This window comes from Ochrobactrum sp. P6BSIII, from assembly GCF_014138065.1.
Lineage (GTDB): Bacteria > Pseudomonadota > Alphaproteobacteria > Rhizobiales > Rhizobiaceae > Brucella.
Map to the genome: position 1 here is coordinate 41,947 of NZ_JACGXB010000009.1, position 26,300 is coordinate 68,246.

Here is a 26,300-nt window from a genome sequence, read left to right on the forward strand (position 1 = left end):
CCGGCTTTTATGCTCCTGTCGTTCCCGAAATGGGAGGCCCTTCGGGGATAATGACATGAGTGATTTGCAGAACTGGACCCCACGTCCAAGGCCGGAACGAAAAGTGCTGGAAGGCCGCTATGTGCGCCTGGAGCCGCTTGATCCGCAAAAGCATGGCGACGAGCTTTTTGCGGCGTCATCGGTGACTGATGCCGACCAGCGTTTCACGTGGTTGTTCGAGTTTCCGCCCGCGACCCGCGCCGAGTTCGAGCCTTGGCTGGAGAAGGTTTCGAAAAGCGAAGATCCGCTGTTTTATGCTGTCATTGACAAGGCCAGCGGCAAGGTGGCTGGCCGCCAGACCCTGATGCGCATCGACCCGGTCCATGGTGTGATCGAGATTGGCAATATCTATTGGGGGCCGCTGATTTCGCGCAAGCCGGCGGCGACGGAAGCACAGTTTCTGTTCATGCAATATATCTTCGACGAGCTTGGCTATCGTCGCTATGAATGGAAGTGCAACAACGACAATGCGCCTTCCAAGCGCGCAGCGGAGCGTTTCGGTTTCACCTTCGAGGGAATTTTCCGCCAGCAGATGGTGGCCAAGGGCAAGAACCGCGACACGGCATGGTATTCGATCATCGACAGCGAATGGCCTGCGCTCAAGAAAGCCTATCAGGCATGGCTTGCACCGGAAAACTTTGATAGTGACGGCCAGCAGATAAAAAGGTTTGAGGAGTTCCGCAATCTTGGCTGAACCGCAGAAAAGCCATCCGGCCATCGCCGCCGCCGTCATCCTGATCGGTTTCGGTGTGCTCGCTTATTTCGTGCCAAGCATCATGCTGGCGCTGGGCGCGCGCTCGCATGTGGCAGCAGCGATCTTCGCAGTTGTTTTCGTGCTGGGTTTCTTCGTCATTTTCTGGCTGCGCGCGCGCAGTCAGAAAAAGGAGCGATGATCCGCGCTAACAAGGTTAGTGCAGATCTTTCGTATAGACGAATTTGGGCATGCTCCAATTGAAGCGCAGCGCCAGAAGTCGCAGAACGAGCCCTGCCGCCATCGCCACGAAGGCGGCAGGGCCTTGCGGGACATTCAGATAAAGACCGCCGAGATAGATGCCGCCGGTAACGACCGATACGGTTGCGTAGAGTTCCGAACGGAACAGCAGTGGCACATCATTGCACAGCACATCGCGCAGAACACCGCCGACGCAACCGGTGATCATGCCCGCTGCAATCACGATGATGATCGGCATGTTCATGCTCAGGGCTACGCCGCAGCCAATCACCGTGAACACCACCAGACCGATGGCATCAAGAAAAAGAAACATCTGCCGCAGGCGATGCATATAGCGCGCGACGAGGATGGTGGCCAAAGCCGCAAAACCTGTGATCACCAGATAGCTTGGATGCTGCACCCATGACAGTGGATGGTGATTGAGCAGAACATCGCGCACCGATCCGCCGCCAAGCGCGGTAACGCAGCCAAGCAGGAAAACACCAATCCAGTCCATCTCCCGACGTCCCGCAGCCAGCGCTGCGGTCATCGCTTCGGCAACGATGGCCGTGATATAGAGCACGTGAATGAGTTCTTCGCTTTCCGCGCCGCTCATGCGTTGTTCCTCGTCTGATTGCGCAGGCATTTGCCTAAAGAGTGCTTTGTAATGCTGCAGTAATGGCAGCCATCCGGATAAGATTTGATAAACAGAACCGATATTGGTGGGAATGGGGTGGCAAGGCGGACGGGCGAGGCTACTCAGCGGTTGGACTTGTGAATGCTCGCGAAGATATTGGCCGCCAGATAGCTTTCATCGAAGCTGCAAATCTGCATGAGCGCCGTCCGGTTCAGGAACTTCACCTCGTTGTTACGGAATGTCAGCAGATTGTCCTCGCGCAGTTCCCTCAGCATTCGATTGGTGTGGATAGGCGTCAGTCCGAGCGCGTCGGCCAGTTCGCTTTGGGTGATGGGGCAATAGAAGCCGTTCTCGTCGCCAGTGCCATTGGCCCGGGCACGATAGCCGAGTTCAAGAAGAAGATGCGCAACACGCGAGACCGAGGCGCGCCTTCCCAGACTGATCAGGTGTTCCAGCAGGATGGTGCGCTGGCGCGCTGTCATCTCCATGAAGGCCATAGCCAGTCGCGCCGATTTCAGCATGTTTTCAACCAGCGTATCGAGGTTGATTTCCAGTACCGAAATATCGGTGATGGAAAACAGCGTGTAATAGTTGAAGCCCAATCCCGTGCGGAAACCCAGAAGGTCGCCCTTCATCGGAAAATCGAGAATCTGCCTGTCGCCGTTGGGCAGATCACGATAGATGCAGCACCACCCGCTATTGATGATGAGCACCGAATTCGTCCAGTCACCTTGTCTGGATATGATTGTATGCGGTGAATAGTGTCTGGTCGAAACCGGCATCGATCGCAGAACATTAAGGTCATTTGCCTCGAAGGTCGCATCGATGGGTGGATTCTTGAGAAGATTGAGCAGCGTGTTGTCTTCGTTATTCAGCCCCATCGGCGTTACCCGGTGCATGGTTTGGATATCAGGATGATTGCCCGGCTCATCCTGCACGAAATCGCGTCATATTGGATGACAAGCTTCCGTGAGGGGCAATGATTTGGCAAGGGGGCATTTTCTACCACTAATTGGGTAGAATAGCGGATACACTCTAAACCATATTTCTATTCGCCCGTTAATCTAGGTTAATGACAGCCCGGGGGAGTTCGGCAATAATTTAGGAAAATAAGATATATAAAAGAACTTAGGGCGACTGAATACAATCATAAAATAGAACACGATGTAATCCACATGTTTAATGAAGGTTAGACATGGAGAAGGATTGCGTTCTTGAAAAATTCAGAGGGCGTTAAAATGAATATTTCTGCACAGTTCAAGGATAAGGAAGAGAGCCTCAACTCTCGCAACATGTATGCGAGCCGCGTTACTGATCAGCGCGACTATTCCAAGGAGCGGGAACAGTCGCTGGTTGTCATTATAGACAGCCGCGCATTGGATCGCGAGTGTCTGGCGCATGGACTGACCAATAATTGCGCCGATATGGCCATTGCAACTTTCAGTTCATTCGAACAATGGCAACATCAGCGTCGCAGCCGGACCGCATCGGCAGTGCTTTTCAATGTGGGCGGACAGAAAGTATCCGACCCGGCGGTCGGCAATTATCTCAAGTCTCTTGTCACCGAATGCGCGCCTGCGCCGGTGATCATTCTCGCCGACAAGGAAGAAATATCGCAGGTCGTCCGCGCGCTTGAGCATGGCGTGAAGGGCTATATCCCGACGTCGGTCAATCTCAATGTCTGCATCGAAGCGCTGCGTCTCGCCATGGCGGGCGGAACCTTCGTGCCAGCGAGCAGTGTTCTGGCGCTTCGCCATGCGACCGAAACAGGTGCGCAGCGCATTCAGCCATTGGGCGGCATGTTCACGCAGCGCCAGGCCGAGGTCGTCAATGCATTGCGCCGCGGCAAGGCCAACAAGATCATCGCATATGAGCTGAAGCTCCGCGAAAGCACTGTGAAAGTGCATATTCGGAATATCATGAAGAAGCTCAAGGTCACGAACCGCACGGAAGTCGCCTGCATCATTAACGAGCTGTTCCCTTCGGAAACCTCATTTTCCGAACTGTAAGCAACGTTAAGTCCTAGCTGATCTTCCCGTGAAGGAGCACTGTTGTGATTATCTCCGACGTTTCGTCAGGAAGCGCGCGGCAGCCGGTTGCCGACCTTCTGGATACTGTTAAACGCAGAAAACTGATGCTGACCGTGCCCGTTCTGGTGGGTATAGGGGTTGGTTGCCTCGGCTACATGAATGCCCCCGTCTCCTATGTTTCGGAGGCGGTGGTTGTTCTGGATATGCGGCGCTTGCAGGCACTTCCAAGCGAAAGCGCCATTACGCCGCTGCCGCAGGATAGCCCGGTTCTGCGTTCAGAGCTGGATATCATCAATTCGCGAATGATGGCGCGCAAGGTGATCGATATTCTGCAGGCGGATGGCGTCACGGTGCCGCCTGCGGCCACGCCGAACAGCGACGCCGCTGCGCGTGAGCGCGATCAGATCGATCTTCTGCTTTCGCGGTTGCAGGTTACCAACGACGGTCGCTCTTATACGATTTTCATTTCGTATAGGGCATCGGATCCGGTCTATGCGGCGAAGGTCGCCAATGCGTTTGCGAACGCTTATCTGGACCATCAGGTGGATGTTCAGCAATCGGCGGCCAAGCGCGTCAGCGAATGGTTGGGTGAAAAGCTCGTCACATTGCGCAACGATCTCGAAACAGCCGAACGGGCTGCGGAAGATTTCCGGCAGAAATCCGGTCTGGCGGGCGATCAGGGGCAGATGACGTTTCAGGCGCAGCGCGTTGCGGCTTTGAATACGGAGATTGTCGCGGCAACCGGGGCTGTGTCTTCAGCAGAGGCTCGATTGCAGACCGCACAGGCGCTGAAAGGAAGCAGCGATGCACCGGCCTTGGCCGAAGTTCTGGCATCTCCGGCGATCCAGCAATTGCGCAATGAAGAGGCGCGTGTTGAGCGCCAGCTTGGTGAATTGCAGACGAACGGCGCCGTGAAAAGCGCCGAGATACCCGTTTTGACGGCAGAGCGCGACGCACTGCGGCAGCAGATTGTCGGACAGGTTGACCAGATCGTGCAAAGCCTCGGCAATGAAATCCAGATCGCCCGGCAAAGGCGGATCAGTCTTGAACAGGCGCTGAAGGCCGCAGAAGCTGACCTTGCCAGCGCCAATCAGGCGCAGGTGACAGCGGCGCAGCTCGACCGCGAAGCCAATGCCAGCCGCGTTGTCTATGAAAGTTATCTGACGCGATACAAGCAGCTGATTGAGCAGGATGGTATCGCCTCGGCGGAAGCGCAGCTTATTTCCAGCGCTGAACCGGCCATGGCCAAGGCAAGCCCGAAACTGATGAACTGGCTGTTGCTGGGCATCGGTCTGGGTGGGCTTTTCGCCGTTGCCGGTACGATGCTGAAGGAAACTTTCGACCGGATCAGACCGGCCCAGACCTCATCGCTGGCCTTGCCGGGCATTCCGGCAGCCACCTTGCTGCCCAACACGCCACGCCTGACCGTACCGCTGTTGATCAATGGCGGACTGGACCCGGCGAGCGCTTTTGGTCGTGCAATCAAGTCTGTGCATGATCGTTTGCGGGTTCTGACGCGGGGGCGCGATTCACTTGCTTTGTCGGTGATTTCGCTATCCGATGCCGATAGCAAAAGCCTTGTGATCACCGCGCTCGCCCAACAGTTTGCTGCGAGCGGTGTATCGATTGCGGTGATCGATGCGACCAACGGCCAGTCAGGCCTTTGTGCGGCTTTCGGTCTGCCCATCGACGATTTGCAGCCACCCGCTACAGCCAAAAAGCTGAGCGGCGCCGCACTGATCCACGACCATGGCTCCGGTATCGATATTATCAGACCGCATCGGCCAGCGCTGGAAGGCGATTGGCTGAGCGGGCTCATTGCGCAGCTGCGCGCCGATCACAAGATCATCCTGGTGGATTTACCGCCCTTCAAGGAAGACAAGCGGTCGGTTCTGATGTCGCGCGCTACGGATACAGCGCTTCTTGTGGTCAGCGATGACCGGCGCGATTCCAGCGCAACCAATGCGCTGGTGCAGACGCTGGCATCTTTTGGTCGCAAGCCCGCGCTCGCTGTCGTCAGTCAGGCCCCGGCCATCTATGCCGGGCGGGTGACCAGCACGCTGGCAACGGTCCGCGCCCTGTTTTCCGGGCTGTTCAAGCGCCGCAGCCGAACGCCGGATCTGGCGCCGGATCAAAACCAGGGACAGGTTTAGTTTAGGAGGGGGCCATGCCGAAAATTCCATACAAGCGTCGTTTCGCCCGCCATTTACATGCATCGGTGTTTTCCGCGATGCTGTTCCTCGGCGCGGGCAGCATGGCGCTGGCCGAGGGCCAGATTTATCGCATCGGTTCCAATGATGTCTTGCTGGTCACGGTCTACGGCCAGCCTTCCCTGACCGGGCTTTACCCGGTCGATGTGGATGGCAATATAGGCTATCCCGTTGTCGGCAGCATTCCCGTTCGCGGTCTCACGACAACTGAAATCAGCGAGAAGATCGCAGCATCCCTGTCGCAACATATTCCGGGTCTGACGGTGACGGCGACGATCAACCAATATGCGCCGGTCTTTGTCGTGGGTGATATCAAGGCACCCGGCAAATATGAGTACCGGCCCGGCATGGTTGCGCTGGAACTGATGGCGCTGGGCGGCGGTGCAGGCAAGGGCGAAGCGCCCGCCGTAACTGCCGGTATGCAGTTGATCGCCGCGCAACAGGAATATTCCGATCTGCAATTGCAGATTTCCGCCCAGACAATCCGCCGGGCGCGCTTGGCTGCGGAATTGCAGGGAACCGATTTCGACTACACGCCATCGCAGCAGTCTAACGTATCAAAAGACGATCAGGTGATGGTTCAGCATATGCTGGAGGGTGAGCGCACACTGTTCGATGTGCGTCGCAACAATATGAAAGCCGAACGGCAGGCGCTTGAAGCGCAGGTCGCAAGCTACGGCGACGAAATCAACACCCTGCAGGAAAGCATCAAGCTGCACGATACGGAAATCCAGCTGTTGCAGGAAAATGTCGATTCCAGCCGGTCGCTGGTCGATCGTGGCCTCGCGGCCAAGTCGAACCTGCGTGATCAGGAGCGCGATCTGTCGGCGACACGCCGCGATGCGCTGGAGCTGGCGTCGTTTCTGGCGCGGGCACGGCAAAACCAGCTCGCCATGCAGCAGCGGATTGCCAATCTGGAAGAAGTCCGGCGCAGCGATGCGGCAACCAGCTTGCAGGAAGTTGATCTCAATCTGGCGCGGATGGAACGGCGCAGCGGTGCGCAGATACAGACCATGGCGGAAATCGCCAAGTCGTCCGGCAATATCTCGTCAGCCGATATGCGCAAGAAACTGATCTTCACGATCAGCCGCAATGTAAACGGCGCGTTTCAGGATATTACGGGTAACGAGCGGACGGAAATCAAACCGGGCGATATTCTGCGTATCGAACTCGATATGAGCAAAATCAACACGTCGCCGTCGTAAGTCAGTTCACATCTGGAACCCTCGTGCTTCGAGACGGCGCTGCGCGCCTCCTCAGCATGAGGGGTGTTGATGCTCCCAAATGCTTGGTGCTCCCAACATCAGTGAAAGGGGATCGGTCGCGGTCGCTATGCCGCGACGGCTTCAGCGTTTTCTTCCACCCAGGCGGAATAGACAGCGCGCAAGCCGTCTTCGAGGCTGATGCGCGGCTTCCAGCCGAGCGCAGCCATGCGGGATGTGTCGAGAAACTTGCGCGGCGTGCCGTCCGGCTTGCTCAGATCGTGCTCGAACCGGCCCTCATAACCCACAACACGGGCTATCAGCAGCGCCAGATCCCGGATCGAGATTTCCTCGCCGGAGCCGATATTGACGGGCTCGAACCCATCGTGAAACTGCAAGAGATGCAGACAGGCATCGGCCAGATCATCGACGTGCAGGAACTCGCGCAGCGGCGTACCGCTGCCCCACAATGTTACCTGTTCAGCGCCCATGATCTTGGCTTCATGGATCCTGCGCAGCAGCGCTGGCAGCACATGCGAAGTCTTCGGATCGAAATTGTCATTCGGGCCGTAGAGATTGGTCGGCATCGCCGTCATGAAGCGGTCGCCGAACTGGCGCGCGCAAGCTTCGGCATATTTCAGCCCGGCAATCTTGGCGATGGCATAGGCCTCATTGGTCGCTTCAAGCGGCCCGGTCATCAGGGCGTCTTCGGTCAGCGGCTGCGCCGCGTCGCGTGGATAGATGCAACTGGAGCCGAGCCAGAGCAGGCGCTCCACGCCGGTCTGGTGCGCCGCGTGGATGACATTCATGCCGATGGCGAGGTTGTCATAGAGAAAATCGGCGGGTGACTGCGCATTGGCGAGAATACCGCCGACATGGGCCGCCGCGATGATGATAACCTCTGGCCTGCGACCCGTGATGAAGTTCTCGGTCGGTCCCTGACGGGTCAGGTCCAGCGCGCTATGCGCTGCGGTGATGATGTCGCAATCCGTGCCGTGCAGACGGCGCAGGATGGCTGAACCGACCATGCCGGTGTGCCCCGCAACAAAGACCTTTTTGCCGGCCAGTGAATAGACTGGCTCTGTGGTTATATCATTGTCCGTAGAAGTCATTGCGCCCAGCCTCCCGCATGATATTGCGCAAATCCCAATCCACCATTTCCGCGACGAGGCTGTCGAAGCCGGTCGTGTGCTGCCAGCCAAGGCGGTTATGGGCTTTCGAGGCGTCGCCCAACAGGAAGTCCACCTCATTCGGACGGAAATAACGCGGATCAATCTCGATCAGGCAATTGCCGGTCTTCCGGTCAACGCCGATTTCTTCTACGCCATCGCCCTTCCATTCGATCTGCTTGTCGACAGCCTTGAAGGCATGTTCGACGAATTCGCGCACCGTATGCGTTTCGCCGGTGGCGAGCACATAATCGTCGGGCGTTTCTTCCTGCAAGATACGCCACATGCCCTCCACATAATCGCGGGCGTGGCCCCAGTCGCGGCGGGCGTTGAGATTGCCAAGACGCAGCTTGTCCTGCAAACCCCGTTCGATGGCTGCGACGGCACGGGTGATCTTGCGGGTGACGAAAGTCTCGCCGCGCAGCGGGCTTTCATGGTTGAACAGGATGCCGTTCGACGCGTGGAAACCATAGGCTTCGCGATAATTCACCGTGGTCCAATAGGCATAGAGCTTCGCTGTAGCATAAGGGCTCTGCGGCATGAACGGTGTGTGCTCATTCTGCGCGTTCGGCGAGGAATTGCCGAAAAGCTCCGAAGTTGAAGCCTGATAAAAGCGGCTGGTTTTGCCGAGGCCCAGAATACGAATGGATTCCAGCAGCCGGAGCGTGCCGAGCGCATCGGTATTGGCGGTGTATTCGGGCGTTTCGAAACTCACCTGCACATGGCTTTGCGCTCCGAGATTATAGATCTCGTCCGGGCGCACTTCCTGAATGACGCGGCACAGATTGGTGGCATCGGTCAGGTCGCCGAAATGCAGCCGAAAGCGCACGTCTTCATCGTGGGGGTCCTGATAGAGATGGTCGATACGCCCGGTGTTGAACGAGGACGAACGCCGCTTCAGACCGTGAACGCGATAGCCCTTCTTGAGCAGGAGTTCACTCAGATAGGCGCCATCCTGACCGGTGACGCCGATGATGAGTGCGACTTTCTCACGCTGATTGTCATGCAAGCTATCGTGCAATCTATCGTTCAAGGGACTGCCCTCCGTCCAGAATATCCATGAGAGCATGTTTACCGATTTCGTGTCGCGGCAGAACGGCTCCAAAACGGCAAGGACAGGCACGCCGAACCCTCTTCGGGTGAAGCGGTGATGGCGTCCGATATGCCCTGATGCACCCAAAGAGGTAGGCACTTCGCCCGCTTGGCGTGCCGCCCATGCCTTTGGGTTTCTTGCGATAAACGACCCGCTGTTGCGATGCTGGTTTCACGAAGGTCGAAAAGACGGGAGACGGGGCTCATGCGCGTTGTGCTTGCCAATCGCTATTTCTATCCGGACCAGTCCGCGACAAGCCGCATGGTCACCAGTCTGGCGCAGACGCTTGTGGGCGAGGGCATTGAAACGACGGTTCTGGCCAGCCGCAGTTTTCATGACAAACGGAAAGAAACCTTGCCCGCGCGCGAGACGGTTGACGGTGTCGATGTGCATCGCATCTGGACCTCCGGCTTCGGCCGCGGAAAACTGACGGGACGGGCGGTCGACTATGCCACGTTCCATCTTTCTGCTGCGGCCTGGTTCGCAACCCATGCCCGCAAGGACGATATCTGCGTGATTTGTACCGACCCGCCTTTGCTGTCGGTTTCGGCTGCACTGCCAATCCGGCTTCGGCGGGCGAAGCTCGTCAACTGGGTGATGGATCTTTTCCCGGAAACCGCCATGGAGCTTGGTCTGGTCAAACCGGGCAGCGCATCAGCAAGGCTGGCGCTGGCTTTGCGCAACTGGTCCATGCGCCAGTCAGCGCTGACGATCTGCCCGATTGAGCGCATGTCGCGTTATCTGTCTTCAACGGGCATAGCACGCGAGAATTTGAGCGTTGTGCATCATTGGGCGGATCGCAACGAGATCATGCCTGTCGCCCCGTCAGAAAATCCGCTGCGTAGCGCCTGGGGATTGGGGCGCAAATTCGTCATCGGCTATTCCGGCAATTTCGGGCGGGCGCATGAATTCCAGACCGTCCTTGATGCAGCCGAACGGCTCAAACATATGAAAAGCATCGTCTTCCTGATGATCGGGGAAGGGCAGCAGCGGGGCTTTGTCGAAAGTGAAGTCAAACGGCGCGGCTTAACCAATGTGATGATGAAACCGTTTCAGCCTGTCGAAAAGCTCTCCGAAAGCCTTGGCGCCGCCAATGTTCATCTGGTGTCGCTCAAGCCGGAACTGGAACACTGCATTGTGCCGAGCAAGTTCTACGGTGTTCTGGCGGCGGGCCGTCCGACAATCTTCATTGGCGATCCGGATGGCGAGATAGGCTCCATCGTTCGCGATTTCGAATGTGGCGCAGCACTGCGTCCAGGCGAGGTGGATCGTCTGGTCGAGGCGGTTCTGCATCTGCGCCATTCGGCGGTTGGGCGCATGACCATGGGTAACAATGCGCGCTATCTGATGGAGACGGCCTATTCCCGTGAATATGGTGCAGCCATGTGGCAAACGGCAGTCGCTCGGCTGGAAGAGAAAAGCGTGCCCGCAGCGATGCCGGTTCTGGATCGCAAATTCCAGTCGGGAGAGCTTCGATGATGGATGGCTCGGTTGTCGTCAGCCAGCTTGGGGCGCGTATGCATTATGCCGTACCGCGCATTTTTGCCGACCGGCAGCGGCTCGCGCATTTCTATACCGATATATGCGCCCTGCAAGGCTGGCCGCGTCTGCTGAACGGGTTGCCGCCGACGATGCTTCCAACCGCCGTGCGGCGGCTGATCGGTCGCGCACCACAAGGCATCCCGCAGGAGCAGATGACGACTTTTCCGGGCTTCGGCCTGCATTCGGCAGTGCGCAGGCTGGCCAACCAGACCGGACCGAAATCGACAGCCAATGCCATATGGGCAGGGCAAAAATTCGGACAACTCGTGGCGGGCAGCGGTTTCCACGGGGCGAGTGGAGTTTATGCCTTCAGCGGCGAAGCGCTGGAACAGCTGACCGCAGCGCGACAGGCAGGATTATGGACCGCCGTGGAACAGATGATCGCGCCGCGTACCGTGGTTGATCAATTGGCCTACGAGGAGGAAGTGCTCAATCCCGGCTGGCATTTGTCCGTTGCAGACGATGTGCATGCCGATGACTTTGCAGCACGCGAAAGGGCCGAATGGGCCATTGCCGACGCTGTGGTCTGTCCGTCGGAATTTGTGGCGCGCCATGTGATCGAGGCCGGATGTCCGCCGGATAAGGTGGTGGTCGTGCCGTATGGAGTGGATAAACGCTTTCCGCTCGATCGGTCGCCACGCTTGCCGGGGCCGCTGCGAGTGCTGACGGTTGGCGCGGTGGGGCTGCGGAAAGGCTCGCCCTATGTCGGCGCGGTTGCGAAGGCGGTGGGGGATATCGCACAATTTCGCATGGTCGGGCCGATTGACGTGCAGCCGGAAGCTGTTGCGACCCTGTCGGCCAGTGTGGAACTGACCGGCCCGATACCGCGCAGCGAAATGCGAGCGCAATTTGAGTGGGCGGATGTGTTTCTGTTGCCGTCGCTTTGCGAAGGGTCGGCCACCGCCGTCTACGAAGCGCTGGCTGCGGGCTTGCCGGTTATTTGTACGGACAATACCGGCAGCGTTGTGCGGCATGGCGTCGATGGCTACATCGTGCCGATACGCGATGTGGCTGAAACGGCGGATATTCTCAAACAACTGGCCGGTAATCCGGCCATGCTGGCCCGGATGAGCGACAGCGCACGCGAGCGCGCTGCCGATTATACGGTTGCGCGCTATGGCGAGCGGCTTGTTGCAGCACTTTCGCAGCACACACGGAGATTGGCGGCATGAAGATCGTTCACGTCATCGGTTCCTATGATCCCGCCAAAGGCGGTCCGCAGGCCGTCATTGTCAGGCTTGCGGCGGCGCAGGCAGCGCTTGGGCACACAGTGACAATCGTCAGCTATAGCGACGAAGACGTGAACCGCCGCGCTGCCAAGGCGGCTGAAACAATACCGGATTTTGAAAAGGTGCAGACATTGCTGCTGCCCATGCCCGATTTGCGGGAAATGCTGCTGGGGAGCCGCGCGGCAAAGGCTATGGCGCGACTGATCCGCTTGGCGGATTTTGTGCATCTGCACGGCGTTTGGGAAACAAATCTGCTGCGAGCTTCCATGCTGTGTCGGCGGTTCGGTGTGCCTTACTGCATCTGTTGTTGCGGCATGCTCGATGTGTGGAGCATGCAGCAACGGTCGTGGAAGAAAAAGTTGGCGCTCGCTCTGGCATTTCGCCGGATGCTGGATGGCGCGGCCTTCATTCAGGCGCTCAACCGCGATGAAATCGAGCTGATGCGACCACTAGGTCTCACGCCGCCAAGCCTGATCATTCCGAATGGCATTTTCCTCAATGAAGTCGAGGGCGACGTCAGCGGCGCGAACAGTGCAACACTGGCAAAATTGCCGAACCGGCGCTTCGTTCTGTTTCTGTCGCGGCTGCACTACAAGAAGGGCCTCGACATTCTGGCCGATGCCTATCGACGGGTTGCACCGATCCTGCCGGATGTCGATCTCGTGGTTGCCGGGCCGGATGGCGGTGCCGAACATGATTTTCGCGAACAGATCCGGCAATATGGGCTGGAACAGCGTGTTCATCTGGTTGGCGGCCTTTATGGTCCAGACAAGATCGCCGCGCTGAAACGGGCGGCCTGCTTTTGCCTGCCCAGCCGGCAGGAAGGGTTCAGCGTGGCCATAACCGAGGCGCTAGCCTGCGGTGTGCCGGTGGTGATCACCGATGCCTGCCATTTTCCGGAAGTCGCCGAGGCGGAAGCGGGCGTGGTCTGCGCAGTGGATGCCGAAGCCGTCGCGGCAGGGCTGATGCAGATTCTGGACGATCCCACGCGGGCGGTCTGGATGGGTGAGGCGGGCCACAAGCTGGTGCGTGACAACTACACCTGGCCGCGTATTGCGGCGCAAACCATCGACGCCTATCAGTCCTATCAAAAGCGTAAGACTGGCTCGATCATGGGCGGCAACAGCTATGGCCTCATCCGCGAGCGCCGGATGGGTCCGGTTTAACCAGCAATCATCACACTGCTTTCCGTCTTTGCCGCACAGCCTTTGCCGGGTTTCCGGCATAGACCGTCCATGGTTCCATATCGCGGAAACTGACGCCACGCGCGCCGAGCACTGCGCCTTCACCCACACTCACGCCGGGGCCGACGAACGCTTCCGCGGCGATCCAGCCATGCGGGCCGATGTGGATCGGCGACGCCGTGAGCGGAAAATCCACGCGGTCGATGTCGTGACCCGCCGTGCAGAGATGCGCGCCTTGCGAGACGATGGCAAAGGGCGCCAGCGTGACATTGGCGACATTATAGCATTGCGCGTCGGGACCAAGCGAGGAATGCGCGCCCATGATGAGATTGCCCGGCCACCAGATGCGGGCGCTGCCGCGTACAATGGCTGTCTTGTGGATCTTGGCGCCGAACAGCCGTAACACCCTGCCGCGCCAGCGCCAGAGAAACGACGGTGTCCAGGCTGCGAGCGCCAGCCAAGTCATTTGCCAGCCGAGACGTTGCAGCCGATGCTGCAAGGTGAATGTCGCCCCGCCTTCCATGGGGCGCGAGGCGCTTTTGCGTCCGGCAATGGGTGCTGCCGATCGGGGGCGGGATGGATTGGGCATGGCGGTCATGATGGTCATCCCCTCAATGGGTGGGGTATCGCGCCGGACGCCGGAGCATGGCGTGGCGGCGATACCGGCAAATGGACGGAGCGGTTGCGAATGACGCAGAGCGACAGGATCGGAATGAGAAACAGGGCCATATGTATCCAGACCGTGATCACCCAATCCGTCTGATGCGAAATGGCGTGCATGGCAGGTACGATGGAGAACATGTAGATCAACTGGCCGAGCATTTCGCCCGCCATGGCCGTTTCCCAGAGACGCCGTATGATCCATGCGAGCAGCAGGAATTTCAGCGCGCCGAAATACCAGAATGAAGAAAAGGCATCGATCAGGCCGGTCTCAGTGGTGCCGGTGAGCGGGTTGTAATTGCGGTCGGGCTTCGGCGTGGACAGGTATAGGCTGTCCTTGATCTGGCTACCGACGAACTGCGCGGGCACATAGGTGAAGACAACCCGGTTCCAGTGGAACTTGCCGTAATCGAACTCCAGTCGCCGGTCGATCTCATCCATGCGCAACACGGCATTGCGCATTTCCGGGCCGCCGCGTTCCAGTGTTTCCTCGAAATTGGCGGCATAGTCGATATCGAGAATCTGGTCGAGAACGAAGCCGGATGCAGCGCGCGTCACCTGCCGGTAATCGCCCATGCTGGTCATGAGAAATGTGCCCGCAAGAATACCGATGAACATCAATGTGCGCGGCACCACCCAGCGCCGATAGAACCAGAAAGCGAGGAGGAACATCAACAGAAGCTGGATAGCCTCGGCGCGCTTCCCCGTGACCACAATGCGGTCGAGATAGAACACCAGATCGAACAGGATGATGCCCAATGCAAGCCAGGAACTGCGCCGCGCAAAGCAGAGAAGCGCTATGGCGAGGCCATAGGGCATCAGCTGCGCGAAGAAGAGCCATATCACCGGCATGCCCGTCATCTGCACGCCGATGGACACTTCGCCGGGCAGGCGGCTCAAAAGAAAGTAAAAGGACGCGCCGAAAACCGACAGTCCGGCTGCGGCCCATAAGAGCCGTCTTTCGCTGAAGCTCATGGTGAGGAATTTGAGGGGCCGGTTCCCCATCTGCCAGCCCATCGCCAATGCGAGGAAGGCCAATATGCCCATCACCATCGTTTTCGCATAGGCCCCCGCTGGCAGAAACGGGTCATTCACGAGCGCGGGCACCTGCGGCAAGATAAAGCCGAATGTCATCACGCCGGCCAGAAACGGAAACTGGTACATGCGTTCCGGACGTCCGAGAAAGCCGACCGCCAGAAATGCCGCGACGAGAAGAACGAATATCCAGGTGAGAGAAAGATTCACGGCTCGCCCTCCGTCGATTGGCAGATTGCGGACATGGCGAGCGCCGGGCTGTTTCCGGTCAGGTCCTGCGGGAAGATGCGGCCCGAAAGCAGATACCAACCAAGCTTGACATATTCCTTGGCGATTACCTCCGCATCGGTTCGGGTGGTGGGAAAGCCGATATGGACGTCGCTGTCATTGACAGGGGCTGACATGAAACGCATCTGCGGGCAAACGGCGCGAAAGCTCGCGACGGCGCGGCGCGAGTGGTACCAGTTGGTGACGATGAGCGCGCTCTTCGCGTTGATTTCACGCATCATGGGGGCCGAATAGAGCGCATTCTGCCAGGTGCTGCCCGAATAGCATTCCGCCAAAATGGCCGATGGCGGCACACCCTCCCGTACGATGATCTGCTTGTTGAACAGGCAGTCAACATCGCCCGTGACGAGGATATAGGGCGAGCGCCCTTCCTTCCAAAGACGGGCTGCCTGTTCTGCCCGTGGCGGGCCGTCGCCGCCCGGCACGACGATCACATCGGCCCGGCTTCCGTCATCCGGCAGTGCCAGCAACGGTTCGGAAAAGAACATGGCGGCCAGTCCGAAGAACACGGCGCAGGGCAGAATGGCGAGCAACATCATACCATGCGTCGCTCCGGCTCTTTGGCGTCCAGCGTTCGCTGTTGCACGGAAGGGCGGGCAGGCTGCGCATTCTGGCGACTGCGCTGCTCTTCCATCTTCACGACGATCATGAACTCATAGGCTGCGAGAAGGCGGCAATAGAGATAACCGGGCTTGCCATCGAGAAAGCCGCGCCGCAGCACATACATGTAGAAAAAGCGCAGGCTTGGACGGAAAGGCATATTGTAGGACAGCGATTTCAGGGCGCGCCGCCGTCTCTCCGGTTCGGTGGAGAAAATGCCGCCCCAGTCGATGCTCCGTTCAAGAAGCCGTGCCGCGGAAAGATCCGCTTCCACTGAGGAATAGCGGTTGTGTTTGGCATACCAGGCTTCCAGCCCCTTGTTGAAACTGTAATGGACAAAATGCGCCTGCAATTCGCCGCCGGGTCCGCCGCTGGCGCGCGAATGCACGGAGCGTTCGAAACGGACACGGTCGGGCCTGACAAGGCGGGTTATCCATGTCGGATAAAGGCTTGCATGGCGAATCCAGCGCCCCATGAACATGTTCTTATAGCGCGCCTTGAAGAACACTTCCGGTCGGTCCGGATCGGCGGCAATTGCCAGCATTTCGTCGCGCAAATCCGGCGGGGTGACCTCATCGGCATCGGGCGTGTAAACCCAGCCATGTTTGAATTTGATTTCCGTCAGCCCATACATGCGCTGGCGGTCTTCCGTATCATAAGCGTGGGTGTAAACGCGGGCACCCGCGGCCTTGGCTATTTCCACGGTGCGGTCGGTGCTGAATGAATCAAGCACCACGATATCGTCGCACCAGGCGAGCGATTCCAGACAGGCGGGGAGGTTCATTTCCTCGTTGAATGTCATGATGAGCGCGGAAACGGTCATGTGGTGGTCCCCGGAAATGTGAGATTGGGTTTGGCTGTCTGGGCCGTGTCGGCAATCGTCGCGGCAACGACAATGGCGGGATGCTGGCCTCTGGTCATGCGCCGCACGAAAAGCGTGTGCAGTACCGCTGGCAGCAGCAGCGAAACCAGCATGATCCAGGCGGGCACACCGGTTCGGATCGCGATATAGGCGACAGCTCCGGCAAGCAGGTTGAGCGCCATCACGGCCATGGCGGTCTGCCCGCAACTGAGGCCCGCATCCATCAACAGGTGATGCAGATGCTGGCGGTCGGCGGAAAACGGGCTGCGTCGCACGGCGAGCCTGCGGATGATGAGGCTCAGCGTGTCGATAACGGGAACGGCGACGACCCACAGCAGAACAGGGAAGGCGATGGCGGGTTCTCCACTTGCGAGGATGAGGGATGTGCCCGCAAGGGCCGCACCAAGAAGGGTGCTCCCACCATCGCCTAGGAAGAGGCTGGCCTTCATGCGCCAGCGATGGCGCATATTGAAGACGAGGAAGCCGAGACACGCTGCGGCGAGCGCCAGCGTCTGAAGGCCGAGCCGATGCTGTCCAAAGTCGAAGCCAATCACGGCAAGCCAGAAAAAGGCGGCGGCGCTGGACGCGCCTGCCAGCCCGTCAACACCGTCACTCATATTGACCGCGTTGATGAGGCCGACAATGAACGTCAGCGCCAGCAACAGGAAAAGTGGACCGGCCAGAAAGATGGCGCCGCTTTCGGCGGTCGGGCCGGTGGAAGGCAAGGCGATATTCATGCCCAGACTGAGCCGCTCAATACCCGCCATCCCGATGATAAGGGCGGCGGCAAGCAGCTGCGCGCTGAGACGCGGCATCACCGGCAGGTTGAAGCGGTCATCCAGTACGCCTGTGACAAGAACGAGGGCTAGACCGGGAAGCAATTGCAGAATATTTGCCTGATCGGATGTGCCCTGCACAATCGAAGCGGCAATGGCGAAGGCAAGAAAAATCGCAATGCCGCCGCATAGCGGCACTGCACCGTCGTGCCGCTTCCGGTCGTCTGGAATATCGATCAGATACCATTCGCGGGCCAACTCCCGGAAGCCGATGCAAAAGGCGACCGAGAGGACGAAGGCCAGAAGCGTGATCCAGGAAAGATTGCTCATGTCTCCTCCGAGGCGCGAAACAAAGTCTACCGCTCAATTTCCTTGCTGCATTTCCCAACCAAACCGCGTCGCGATTCCATTGAGGATGTTCTGGAATTTTTACCCAGTCGGATGGGGTCCCACGACTTGGCTTTAGAGCGAGCGGCATACCCCTTTCAGGTCAGGCGCTAATACCAACGGTGACATTTCCCGCTGTGGGCGAAAGGCTATTCTGAAAGGCGCCGGGAAGCCGGGCGGACCTTACCGCCCTGCACGGTTGCGAGGGGGTATCGCATCTTGGAAAAATGTCTGCCGGAAATGTCGGCGCTCCCGTTGTTCTTCATTGCACGGAGCGGATCATGAAAAATCATCGCAGAGGCTTCGTGATTGCCACGCTTGAGCAATATGCCGGGTTGCTGTGTAATTTTCTGACGGTTGTTGCGGTCTCGCGTTTTCTGGGGCCGAGCGAGACAGGCATGGGCGTCGTGGGCCTCAGCGTTGCCGCGATTGTGTTTTCGCTGCGCGAATTCGCCAGCGCTGAATTCCTGATCCGGATCGAGAAGGTCGAGGATCGCGATATCCAGACGGCATTCACATTCCTGATGAGCGTTACGGCGGTTCTGGCGGTGGCGCTCTTTCTGGCGCGCGACTATTTTGCCGTCACCTATCACGATCCCATGCTTTCACTTTTTCTCACAGTCACCATCATCGCGGCGGTGATTGAAAGCGTTTCATTGCCGGTTGTCGCGCTGTTAAGGCGCGACATGGCCTTCGGCGCTCTGGCGCGCATTCGCACGGCAGGTTCGGTTTGCGGCGCAGTTGTTACGATCGCAATGGCTTGGTGGGGTTTCGGTCATATGTGCTTCGCCTTCGGTTCACTGGCCGCTGCGGCAGTCACCACCGCTTTTGCGGCAGCGCTCTATCCATTGGCTCGCCTTTTGCGCCCGTCGCTTGCCAGTATCGGCAGGGCCTGGCAGTTCAGCATGTATCTGGGCAGCAGCGCAGGCCTGAGCAAGATTTGCGAGACGTTTCCGCAGCTTATGCTGGGGCGTTTCATGCCTGCCGCCTCCGTCGGCATCTATAATCGCGCCAATACGTTGAGCGGTTTGCCCGACCGGGTGTTTCTATCGGCGATCTTCACCGTCGCCTTTCCAATGTTGTCCGCGCAGGTGCGGGCCGGTGTGGATATAGCGCAGTCTTATGTGCGAGCGCTGTCCTATATTTCGGTGGTTTACTGGCCAGCGCAGATGCTTCTGGCGCTGCTCGCCTATCCGGCCGTGCATATCGTGCTGGGGCCCGACTGGTATGACGCAACGCCGATTGTCGTGATCATGTGCCTTGCCAGCGTGTTCTGGATTCCCATCATCCTGACCTATCCGTTGCTGATGGCGCTGGGAGCCAATCGCGATGCCTTCGTGTCCAACCTGATTTCGCGTGTAGTGACCACAGTCATTCTCTGCGTCGCCGCCTATCATGGCCTGATGGCGGTCGCGCTCAGCCTGTTCATCAGCACGCCGTTCCAGATGGTGATTTCAGTGGTCTATGTGCGCAAGCACGTGCCGTTCTCCTACCGCATGTTGGGGGCGGAGCTGTTGCGCAGCGGCCTCGTCACGCTTCTCACCATGGCCATTCCGCTCGCAATGGTCGCGGCTGCAGGCACGCTGGAAGTTCATTGGGGCATGGGCATCGCCATTGGCCTTGCGGGTGTTGCCAGCTGGCTTGGTGCGGTGTTGATCACGCGTCATCCTTTCGCATCGGAAATCACGCCGGTTCTCGGATGGGCGTTGAGCCGGGTAGCGAGCCGCCTTGGCCGATTTGGGCGCGGGCGTTTTCCCACCTCCACGCCAGCTGAATAAGGAGATTGAGGATGGGGCAGCCAAGTGTCGATGTCGTCATTCCGAATTACAATTACGGACGCTATCTCGGCATCTGTGTTCGCAGCGTGCTGTCGCAGGATATCGAAAACCTGCGGGTATTGATCATCGACAATGCCTCAACAGACGACAGTGCCGATATTGCGCGCGCGCTGGCTGCGGAAGATGCGCGGGTGGAGCTATTGCTCAGACCAGTCAACAAGGGGCAACACGCCTCGTTTAACGATGGTATCGATTGGGCGAGCAGCGACTATTTCGTTCTGCTTTGTTCTGATGACTTTATTGTTCCCGGTGCGCTGCGCCGGGCGCTGGCGGTCATGGAAGCAGACCCCACGATCGCCTTTTCCTATGGACGCGACGTTGCCGTGAATGGCGATGCGCCGATCCCCGCCATTCCGTCCCAACCGGACAATGTGCCTTGCCGCGTCGAGACCGGCATCGCCTTCATCGAGCGCTTTTGTCGGCTCGGCGTTTTTCAGTTGCCGGGTTCTGCGATGGTTGTTCGTACTGCGGCGCAGAAAGCTGCGGGACACTATGTCGAGGCGCTGCCGCATAGCGACGATTATCACATGTGGCTGCGGCTTGGATTGCAGGGGAGGATTGCCGAACTGGACTGTGTTCAGGGCGGTACGCGCTCGCACGGACAGAACCGCTCGCAGCAATTGCGCGACACGCATCTGCTGCATATCCAGCACACGGCGGATGCGGGCGAGTATTTTTTTGCCCGCGAGGGGCGTGTTTTGCCCGATTGCGATACCTTGCATCGTATGGCGCGTCGGGGCATCGCCGAACGGGCCTACTGGTCGGCCATATCCCACCTGTTGCGTGGGGATCCGGCATGGTGGCAGCTTTTGAAATTTGCGGTGGCGCAGCGGACGCAGACGGCCTTTATCCCGCCAGTCAATTATCTCCTGCATCGGCCCGATACGAAGCGGCGATTGCGCAGCTACGTCGATACGATGCTAGCTCGCCCTCTGGCGGCGGCTGGGCGTCGCTAACAGGACGCCCTTCCGCTTTGTGAGAAGTTGGGCGCGCAGCGTTTCTTCCTGCTGGGCGAGCTTCAGCCGGTATTGCGCCACTCCGGCTTCGACCTTTTCGGCCAGTTCTTCACGCCGCTCAAACATGTCGTCAATTTGGGCCAGAATGGTTTGCGTATCGAACCGTTCGATATGATGGCCAAAGCCATCCAGGCCCGTATCGTGCAGCAATGCTTCGTTTTTCGCGGCATAGCCGAGCGAGATTGCCGGACGTCCCATTGCGAGGGCGCAGACTATGTTGTGATAGCGGCTGGCAACCACAATATCGGTTTGCGCGATCTGCTGCATCAGCTCATGCAGGGATGCGACGGGCTCAACGATGATCTTCGCTGCATCTGGTGATTGAATCCGCGGCATCAGATCGTTGATGGCCTGAAGGTCGCCCTTGTCGCCGGTGAGCAGCCGCACTTCGCGCCCGCTGGCCAGAAGCTTGTCCGCCAGTACGGCGATTTTGCCGAGATAGGTTTCATAGATATCCGAGGCGTTGGCTTCGTGCCGTTTCCAACCACGATAGGTCATGACGCCGAGGCCCACGCGTCTGGCAACGCTGTCATGCGCCGCGTTGCTGGCGGGTGGCAACGCAAAGGCTATGTCTGCGCTCACCACATCGCTCCGTGAATTGACCCCGAGCGATTTCATGAAGTCATGGGATATTTCATCGCGATAGGAGCGGAATGCTGCCGTGAGTGCGGCCTTGCGGAAGAAGAAGCGGCTGACGGGATGGTCGGCAGGCCCGGCACCAACGGAAACGAAGGCGAGTTTGGCACGGCCAAGACGTGCAGCCAGACACCAGCGCATAATGACGAAAGGCCAGCCGAACGGCCCTTCGTTGAAATCGTCGAGAATACCGGTGCCGGGCACGATGATGAGATCAAGACCGTGTGCAACCGAAATGGCGGTGAGAAAACCGGCCAGTCGTCGCGGCAGCTTCAGCAGCGCCTTGTCGAGCAGGCGGAACAGGTCGCTTTCAAGCGCGGGGTTTCCCACCGGCACGGTCGCGACATTGTACTTTTCTGAAATGATATCGGGGCGCGCGCAGATGCATAGAAGATCCGCATCGGGGCAGTTGCGTTTCAGTAAGTGCAGCATGGCTTCCAGAGAGCCGTCATTGCCTGCATTGCCGGAACCGAACTGTCCGAAAAGGCCAATTTTCATGCGGGTGTCTCCAGAAGCGCGTCCAAAGCGCCCCCAAAGCGCCAAGTGCACGGTACTCTTGGATTACCACGCGGGAAAACTGGCAGAAGGGGGAAGCCCATCGTCTAATGTAGGATGGTGCATACCTCTCTTACCCCTCATGGCCAGAATGCGCCTGCCTGCAAATTCGATACACTGGCAGCGGTATATCAACTTGCCCCCTCGATATACCGGAACAAGGCTTCGAGGGACATTTTCCCTCGAAGTCTGTTTCCGGGGTCCGAGCATTTCCAGCAAAAGTGCGAAGCAGTTTTGCGTGGGACAATGCGGCGGAAAACCAGCATTTCCAGCAAAAATGCGAAACGGTTTTGCGGGGAAATGCGGACGAAAGAACATTTAGAGCGGTTCCCGCGTTCAAGTGGGTTGGAGCCGCTCTAAAGGGGGTGCTTGCGATGAAATGTGCCTACTTCGTGCGCCCGCACATTGGCGGGACATATTCGGTATTCACGCGGATGCGTGCGTCGCTTGCGCGCTCGGACATTGAGTTGCGCTGGCTTGCGACGGGTGCTGCGGGCGATACTGTCAGCGTGCCCGAAGGGCAGGGGCTGGAGGATGCCGAGCGGCAGGGCGATGCCATTGACCGGCTGGGTGTTCTCGATGAAGAAACCCGCGCGAAACGCATTGTGGATTTTCTGCGCGATAATTGTTTCGACGCCGTTTTCGTCAATGTGCTCTCGCAGCGCTTCGAAACCAATCTCGTGCGCTATCTGCCCGCCGATATTTTACGCATCATGATCGTCCACAGTATCACGCCCGGCACCTATGAGGCGGCGCGTGCGATCCGCGATCATGTTCATGCGACGGTCGGCGTGTCCAGGCGCTGCCGCGACGATCTTGTGCGCGGCTATGGTTTCGATGCCGGGCGCACGCTGGTCATCCCGAACGGGTTAAGCCGCGATCCGCATGTCGGACGTGCGCTATCGCGTAGCGCGGATGGGAAGCCAATCCGGCTTTTGCATCTTGGCCGTATCGACGACAGTTCCAAAGGTGTGTTCTGGCTGTCGGGCATTTTGCGGCGGCTCACCTGCAATTACCATCTGACGGTTGCTGGCGATGGACCGGACCTTGAAGCGCTGCGCCACAAGCTCGAACCGTTTGGCGACAAGGTCAGTTTCACCGGCTGGGTTGCACCCTCTGATGTGTCATGGCTGGTCAGCCAGCACGATGCGCTGGTCATGCCGTCGCGCTATGAAGGGTGCCCGATGACGCTGATGGAAGCGATGAGTCAGGGGTGTCCTGCCATCGTATCGCGCATTGCGGGTGTGACAGATATGATCGTCACCGATGGCGAAGACGGGCTGCTTTTTCCCATTGGCGATTGCGCGCGGGCTGCGCAGCAGATCGACCGGCTTGCCAGTGATCCGCATTTCCACAACCGCATGGCGGAAGCCGCAGTCCAGAAAGTCACGTCAACTTTCGACAGCGATATTGTCGGAGGCGCTTACGTAAACCTGCTGCAACAATTGCACTTGGAGCGCCCCGAAATTGCGCCGCCATTGGCGTTGTCGCAATGGTCCATGCCGAACGCACTGCATAAGAATTTGCGCAGTCACTTGCCGCAGCCGGTCAAGAACTGGCTGCGTCGTGTGCGGGAGAGGGTAAATGCTGGATGGTCTGCTGCGTAATCAATGCGCTGTAAGCTCTGGCAATTGAAGGATTTCGCCATGAATCTGTTCACATCGCAGTTTCGCAATTCCCAATTGCTGGGCAGCAAGGCTCACGCGCTTATTCCCGGTGGTTGTCACACCTATGCCAAGGGCGACGATCAATACCCGGTTCTGGCACCGGGTTTCATCCAGCGCGGCTGCGGTTCGCATGTCTTCGATGTCGATGGCAATGAATATATCGAATATGGCATGGGCAACCGGGCCGTGGGTCTGGGTCATGCCTATCCGCCGGTCCTAAAGGCTGTGCGCGATGCGCTGGTGGACGGGTGCAACTTCACGCGCCCAAGCGCCATCGAAGTGGATTGCGCGGAGCGCTTTCTCGAACTGATCGACACTGCCGAAATGGTCAAGTTCTGCAAGGATGGTTCGGACGCCACATCCGGCGCAATGCGTCTGGCGCGCGCCTATACAGGGCGTGACATGATTGCCTGCTGCGGGGATCATCCGTTCTTCTCCACCGATGACTGGTTCATTGGTACGACGAAGATGAATGCGGGCATTCCGGCATCGGTCTCTGCCCTGACTGCAACCTTCCGCTATAACGACATCGCCAGCGTAGAGGCTCTGTTTGAGGATTATCCGGGGCGTATTGCGGCCATCATTCTGGAACCGGCCCGTGCCGATGATCCAAAGGACAATTTTCTGGATGAAGCGATGCGCATCGCCCATGAAAATGGTGCGCTTTTCGTGCTCGATGAAATGATCACTGGCTTCCGCTGGCACAGGCAGGGGGCTCAGAAACTCTACGATATCGTTCCTGATCTTTCCTGCTTCGGCAAGGCGCTCGGCAATGGCTTTGCCATTTCGGCGCTTGCTGGCAAGGCGGAATATATGCAGCTTGGGGGTCTCAGTCAGACCGAGTTTCCACGTGTGTTTCTGCTGTCGACCACGCATGGCGCCGAGACCCACGCCATGGCCGCTGCCATGGCGACAATGGCGGTTTATCGCGATGAACCGGTCATTGAGCACCTGTACGGACAGGGAGGCAAGCTTGCCAGCGGTATGAACGAGGCGATCACTCGTCATGGCTTAAGCAAATATGTCAGCACGGTTGGGCGTGCCAGTTGCCTCGCCTATGCGACGCTGGACGAAACCGGCGCACCATCACAGGCATTCCGCTCTCTGTTTCTTCAGGAGACCATCCGGCGCGGCGTGCTGATGCCTTCACTGGTGGTCAGCTATGCCCATAGCGACGACGATATTGCGAAGACGATCGATGCGATTGACGGTGCGCTCGCCATCTACGCGCGGGCGTTGAATGACGGTGTCGGGACTTATCTGACCGGACGTCCATCGCAGGTGGTCTATCGCCGCTTCAATGAAAGCGCGAATGCATGTCCGCCCGCGACGCTGTGAGAGGAATGCTGGCAGGTCTATTTGGACTCCTGGCGCTGGTTGGAGCGGCGCAAGCGTCCGCGGAGGCCAGGCTTCCGATCCATGTCAGCGCAAACCACCGCTATTTTGAAGATGCATCGGGCAAGCAATTTCTGATGCAGGGCGATACAGCCTGGTCACTGATCGTTCAACTCAAACGCGATGACGTTGATCTCTACTTGAAAGACCGTCGCAAACGCGGCTTCAACACTTTGTTGGTCAATCTTCTGGAACATCAGTTTTCCAGCAACCCGCCTGCCAATGCCTATGGCGAAAAACCGTTCAAAGACACGGCATTTGGCGAAATCAATCCACGCTATTTTGACCACGCCGCATGGGTGATCGAACGGGCGCAGGCGCTTGGTTTTGTCGTTCTGCTGGCTCCGGCCTATCTCGGTGCCAATGGCGGCGGGCAGGGCTGGTATCTGGAAATCGAAGCGGCAGGACCAGAACGGATGCGCGCCTATGGCGAAGCCGTTGCGCGACGCTTTGCCAAATATACCAATATTGTCTGGGTGTTGGGCGGTGATTTTGATGCGCCGGATAAACGGCTGGTGTCCAGTCTGGCGGAAGGCATCGCTGCTGTTCTTCCGGATGCGCTGCAAACCGTGCATACGCGGCGCAATACCAATACCGCCTCAGTCTGGTCGGAGGCCAAGTGGCTCTCCATCGATACCGTCTATGACTATGACAATGTTCATAGCGCGGTGCTCGCGCAGACCAAAGATAACCGAATGCCGGTCATTCTGATCGAAACGCTCTATGAAAACGAGCACGGCACAAAGGCGCAATTGATACGCCAGAATGCCTATGGTGCACTGCTGGCTGGTGCGGTTGGGCAGTTCTTTGGCAATAGTCCGATCTGGCACTTTAGCGGACCGGGCGTGTTCGAATCTGATCGTGACTGGCGGCAGGAGCTGAACAGTCCGGGTGCACGGTCGATGACCGTTCTGCGAAAGCTGTTTGCTGTCCTGCCATGGACCGATCTTGAGCCCGACCGCAGCGGTCAGATTACCAATACGCCTAACTTTTATGCCGCATCGTTTTCAGGCGGGACGGGAGCCGTGATCTACGGTGAAGGGGGTAGCTTTTCCGTCAGCAAGGCTGTTGTGAAAACAGGCGATGATATCGTCTGGATCGACCCTTTTTCCGGTGTGGGAACTCAAGCGGCCACGCCGCAGGAGGATGGCCAGACGCTGACCTTTCGCACCCCCGCAGAAAAGAATGCTGGCGATGATGGCGACTGGATATTGCTGATCGGCAAGCCCGGCCAGTTTGGCCCTGACCGAAAGGGGTAGGTGCTACGCCCTTTCGCTGCTCTGCACCCCGCTTGTCTTTAACCGGATATGCCTTCGGTC

General features: G+C 58.5%; 23 protein-coding genes. 13 read left to right on the top strand and 10 right to left on the bottom strand.

Annotated elements, in window-relative coordinates:
- The first annotated feature begins 55 nt into the window (after positions 1–55).
- Together FHW00_RS13940 and FHW00_RS13945 are read left to right on the top strand one after the other, a co-directional pair.
- The gene (locus tag FHW00_RS13940) at positions 56–733 is read left to right on the top strand and encodes a GNAT family N-acetyltransferase (protein WP_078339221.1); all 678 of its coding nucleotides are present in this window, start codon (positions 56–58) and stop codon (positions 731–733) included.
- Positions 726–932 carry a hypothetical protein gene (locus tag FHW00_RS13945; protein ID WP_078339220.1) on the top strand — a complete coding sequence of 69 codons (207 nt, stop codon included), beginning with the start codon at positions 726–728 and terminating at the stop codon, positions 930–932. Before FHW00_RS13940 ends, FHW00_RS13945 begins: the two co-directional genes overlap by 8 nt.
- Positions 933–947: 15 nt before the next feature.
- Here FHW00_RS13945 and FHW00_RS13950 read toward each other — a convergent pair whose 3' ends face one another.
- Complete coding sequence (locus tag FHW00_RS13950) at positions 948–1,586, bottom strand: trimeric intracellular cation channel family protein (protein WP_078339219.1); 639 nt, start codon at positions 1,584–1,586, stop codon at positions 948–950.
- A 143-nt stretch (positions 1,587–1,729) separates the two neighbouring features.
- Positions 1,730–2,488, bottom strand: coding sequence for a Crp/Fnr family transcriptional regulator (locus tag FHW00_RS13955; RefSeq protein WP_078339256.1), 759 nt, complete (start codon positions 2,486–2,488; stop codon positions 1,730–1,732).
- 357 nt (positions 2,489–2,845) lie between these two features.
- Between FHW00_RS13955 and FHW00_RS13960 the strand changes: the two genes are divergently transcribed.
- From FHW00_RS13960 to FHW00_RS13970, 3 genes are read left to right on the top strand one after another with little or no spacing between them, the layout of a single operon-like run.
- Positions 2,846–3,616: a response regulator transcription factor gene (locus tag FHW00_RS13960; protein ID WP_078339218.1), complete on the top strand. Its 771-nt coding sequence runs from the start codon at positions 2,846–2,848 to the stop codon at positions 3,614–3,616.
- Positions 3,617–3,660: 44 nt separating this feature from the next.
- On the top strand, positions 3,661–5,790 hold the full coding sequence (locus FHW00_RS13965) for an exopolysaccharide transport family protein (protein ID WP_078339217.1): 2,130 nt from the start codon (positions 3,661–3,663) through the stop codon (positions 5,788–5,790).
- Between the two features lie 14 nt (positions 5,791–5,804).
- The gene (locus tag FHW00_RS13970; RefSeq protein ID WP_078339216.1) at positions 5,805–7,052 is read left to right on the top strand and encodes a polysaccharide biosynthesis/export family protein; all 1,248 of its coding nucleotides are present in this window, start codon (positions 5,805–5,807) and stop codon (positions 7,050–7,052) included.
- Between the two features lie 125 nt (positions 7,053–7,177).
- Here FHW00_RS13970 and FHW00_RS13975 read toward each other — a convergent pair whose 3' ends face one another.
- Positions 7,178–8,161, bottom strand: coding sequence for a GDP-L-fucose synthase family protein (locus FHW00_RS13975; RefSeq protein WP_078339215.1), 984 nt, complete (start codon positions 8,159–8,161; stop codon positions 7,178–7,180).
- On the bottom strand, positions 8,142–9,227 hold the full coding sequence (gene gmd / locus FHW00_RS13980; protein WP_078339214.1) for a GDP-mannose 4,6-dehydratase: 1,086 nt from the start codon (positions 9,225–9,227) through the stop codon (positions 8,142–8,144). Before gmd ends, FHW00_RS13975 begins: the two co-directional genes overlap by 20 nt.
- A gap of 288 nt (positions 9,228–9,515) precedes the next feature.
- On the opposite strand from gmd, the gene FHW00_RS13985 reads away from it, so the two are divergent.
- Genes FHW00_RS13985 through FHW00_RS13995 form a run of 3 tightly spaced genes read left to right on the top strand, consistent with a single transcriptional unit; the run spans position 9,516 to position 13,248 of the window.
- Positions 9,516–10,790, top strand: a complete 1,275-nt coding sequence (locus tag FHW00_RS13985; RefSeq protein ID WP_078339212.1) for a glycosyltransferase family 4 protein — start codon at positions 9,516–9,518, stop codon at positions 10,788–10,790.
- Positions 10,790–12,025, top strand: a complete 1,236-nt coding sequence (locus FHW00_RS13990) for a glycosyltransferase family 4 protein (RefSeq protein WP_078339255.1) — start codon at positions 10,790–10,792, stop codon at positions 12,023–12,025. The genes FHW00_RS13985 and FHW00_RS13990 overlap by 1 nt, the downstream gene beginning before the upstream one ends.
- Complete coding sequence (locus FHW00_RS13995) at positions 12,022–13,248, top strand: glycosyltransferase (RefSeq protein WP_078339211.1); 1,227 nt, start codon at positions 12,022–12,024, stop codon at positions 13,246–13,248. The genes FHW00_RS13990 and FHW00_RS13995 overlap by 4 nt, the downstream gene beginning before the upstream one ends.
- 10 nt (positions 13,249–13,258) lie before the next feature.
- Here the strand turns inward: FHW00_RS13995 and FHW00_RS14000 are convergent, their stop codons facing one another.
- From FHW00_RS14000 to FHW00_RS14020, 5 genes are read right to left on the bottom strand one after another with little or no spacing between them, the layout of a single operon-like run.
- Positions 13,259–13,855: a putative colanic acid biosynthesis acetyltransferase gene (locus FHW00_RS14000; RefSeq protein WP_113533915.1), complete on the bottom strand. Its 597-nt coding sequence runs from the start codon at positions 13,853–13,855 to the stop codon at positions 13,259–13,261.
- 14 nt (positions 13,856–13,869) lie between these two features.
- Positions 13,870–15,171: a hypothetical protein gene (locus FHW00_RS14005; protein ID WP_078339210.1), complete on the bottom strand. Its 1,302-nt coding sequence runs from the start codon at positions 15,169–15,171 to the stop codon at positions 13,870–13,872.
- Positions 15,168–15,785 carry a YdcF family protein gene (locus FHW00_RS14010; RefSeq protein ID WP_445557943.1) on the bottom strand — a complete coding sequence of 206 codons (618 nt, stop codon included), beginning with the start codon at positions 15,783–15,785 and terminating at the stop codon, positions 15,168–15,170. The genes FHW00_RS14005 and FHW00_RS14010 overlap by 4 nt, the downstream gene beginning before the upstream one ends.
- Entirely contained in the window at positions 15,785–16,672 is an 888-nt protein-coding gene (locus FHW00_RS14015) for a glycosyltransferase family 2 protein (protein WP_078339208.1), read from the bottom strand. Before FHW00_RS14015 ends, FHW00_RS14010 begins: the two co-directional genes overlap by 1 nt.
- Entirely contained in the window at positions 16,669–17,817 is a 1,149-nt protein-coding gene (locus tag FHW00_RS14020; protein WP_078339207.1) for an MraY family glycosyltransferase, read from the bottom strand. The genes FHW00_RS14015 and FHW00_RS14020 overlap by 4 nt, the downstream gene beginning before the upstream one ends.
- A gap of 338 nt (positions 17,818–18,155) precedes the next feature.
- Between FHW00_RS14020 and FHW00_RS14025 the strand changes: the two genes are divergently transcribed.
- Both FHW00_RS14025 and FHW00_RS14030 read left to right on the top strand, forming a co-directional pair.
- On the top strand, positions 18,156–19,652 hold the full coding sequence (locus FHW00_RS14025) for an oligosaccharide flippase family protein (RefSeq protein ID WP_078339253.1): 1,497 nt from the start codon (positions 18,156–18,158) through the stop codon (positions 19,650–19,652).
- Positions 19,653–19,663: 11 nt separating this feature from the next.
- The gene (locus FHW00_RS14030) at positions 19,664–20,668 is read left to right on the top strand and encodes a glycosyltransferase family 2 protein (RefSeq protein ID WP_078339206.1); all 1,005 of its coding nucleotides are present in this window, start codon (positions 19,664–19,666) and stop codon (positions 20,666–20,668) included.
- On the opposite strand, the gene FHW00_RS14035 is transcribed toward FHW00_RS14030, so the two are convergent.
- On the bottom strand, positions 20,633–21,862 hold the full coding sequence (locus tag FHW00_RS14035; protein WP_078339205.1) for a polysaccharide pyruvyl transferase family protein: 1,230 nt from the start codon (positions 21,860–21,862) through the stop codon (positions 20,633–20,635). The two genes, FHW00_RS14030 and FHW00_RS14035, sit on opposite strands and share 36 nt — an antisense overlap.
- A 431-nt stretch (positions 21,863–22,293) precedes the next feature.
- On the opposite strand from FHW00_RS14035, the gene FHW00_RS14040 reads away from it, so the two are divergent.
- Genes FHW00_RS14040 through FHW00_RS14050 form a run of 3 tightly spaced genes read left to right on the top strand, consistent with a single transcriptional unit; the run spans position 22,294 to position 26,240 of the window.
- Entirely contained in the window at positions 22,294–23,526 is a 1,233-nt protein-coding gene (locus FHW00_RS14040; protein ID WP_078339204.1) for a glycosyltransferase family 4 protein, read from the top strand.
- A gap of 39 nt (positions 23,527–23,565) precedes the next feature.
- Positions 23,566–24,924 (top strand): glutamate-1-semialdehyde 2,1-aminomutase, encoded by a 1,359-nt coding sequence (locus FHW00_RS14045; RefSeq protein ID WP_078339252.1) that lies wholly within the window; start codon positions 23,566–23,568, stop codon positions 24,922–24,924.
- Positions 24,903–26,240: an apiosidase-like domain-containing protein gene (locus FHW00_RS14050; RefSeq protein ID WP_078339203.1), complete on the top strand. Its 1,338-nt coding sequence runs from the start codon at positions 24,903–24,905 to the stop codon at positions 26,238–26,240. The genes FHW00_RS14045 and FHW00_RS14050 overlap by 22 nt, the downstream gene beginning before the upstream one ends.
- The last annotated feature ends 60 nt before the right edge of the window (positions 26,241–26,300 follow it).

Bases quoted from the DNA above. Each gene is read 5' to 3' on its own strand.
- FHW00_RS13940 (WP_078339221.1), top strand. From the start codon at position 56: ATGAGTGATTTGCAGAACTGGACCCCACGTCCAAGGCCGGAACGAAAA.
- FHW00_RS13950 (WP_078339219.1), bottom strand. From the start codon at position 1,586: ATGAGCGGCGCGGAAAGCGAAGAACTCATTCACGTGCTCTATATCACG.
- FHW00_RS13955 (WP_078339256.1), bottom strand. From the start codon at position 2,488: ATGGGGCTGAATAACGAAGACAACACGCTGCTCAATCTTCTCAAGAAT.
- FHW00_RS13960 (WP_078339218.1), top strand. From the start codon at position 2,846: ATGAATATTTCTGCACAGTTCAAGGATAAGGAAGAGAGCCTCAACTCT.
- FHW00_RS13970 (WP_078339216.1), top strand. From the start codon at position 5,805: ATGCCGAAAATTCCATACAAGCGTCGTTTCGCCCGCCATTTACATGCA.
- FHW00_RS13975 (WP_078339215.1), bottom strand. From the start codon at position 8,161: ATGACTTCTACGGACAATGATATAACCACAGAGCCAGTCTATTCACTG.
- FHW00_RS13985 (WP_078339212.1), top strand. From the start codon at position 9,516: ATGCGCGTTGTGCTTGCCAATCGCTATTTCTATCCGGACCAGTCCGCG.
- FHW00_RS13990 (WP_078339255.1), top strand. From the start codon at position 10,790: ATGGATGGCTCGGTTGTCGTCAGCCAGCTTGGGGCGCGTATGCATTAT.
- FHW00_RS13995 (WP_078339211.1), top strand. From the start codon at position 12,022: ATGAAGATCGTTCACGTCATCGGTTCCTATGATCCCGCCAAAGGCGGT.
- FHW00_RS14000 (WP_113533915.1), bottom strand. From the start codon at position 13,855: ATGCCCAATCCATCCCGCCCCCGATCGGCAGCACCCATTGCCGGACGC.
- FHW00_RS14010 (WP_445557943.1), bottom strand. From the start codon at position 15,785: ATGTTGCTCGCCATTCTGCCCTGCGCCGTGTTCTTCGGACTGGCCGCC.
- FHW00_RS14015 (WP_078339208.1), bottom strand. From the start codon at position 16,672: ATGACCGTTTCCGCGCTCATCATGACATTCAACGAGGAAATGAACCTC.
- FHW00_RS14020 (WP_078339207.1), bottom strand. From the start codon at position 17,817: ATGAGCAATCTTTCCTGGATCACGCTTCTGGCCTTCGTCCTCTCGGTC.
- FHW00_RS14025 (WP_078339253.1), top strand. From the start codon at position 18,156: ATGAAAAATCATCGCAGAGGCTTCGTGATTGCCACGCTTGAGCAATAT.
- FHW00_RS14030 (WP_078339206.1), top strand. From the start codon at position 19,664: ATGGGGCAGCCAAGTGTCGATGTCGTCATTCCGAATTACAATTACGGA.
- FHW00_RS14035 (WP_078339205.1), bottom strand. From the start codon at position 21,862: ATGAAAATTGGCCTTTTCGGACAGTTCGGTTCCGGCAATGCAGGCAAT.
- FHW00_RS14040 (WP_078339204.1), top strand. From the start codon at position 22,294: ATGAAATGTGCCTACTTCGTGCGCCCGCACATTGGCGGGACATATTCG.
- FHW00_RS14045 (WP_078339252.1), top strand. From the start codon at position 23,566: ATGAATCTGTTCACATCGCAGTTTCGCAATTCCCAATTGCTGGGCAGC.
- FHW00_RS14050 (WP_078339203.1), top strand. From the start codon at position 24,903: ATGTCCGCCCGCGACGCTGTGAGAGGAATGCTGGCAGGTCTATTTGGA.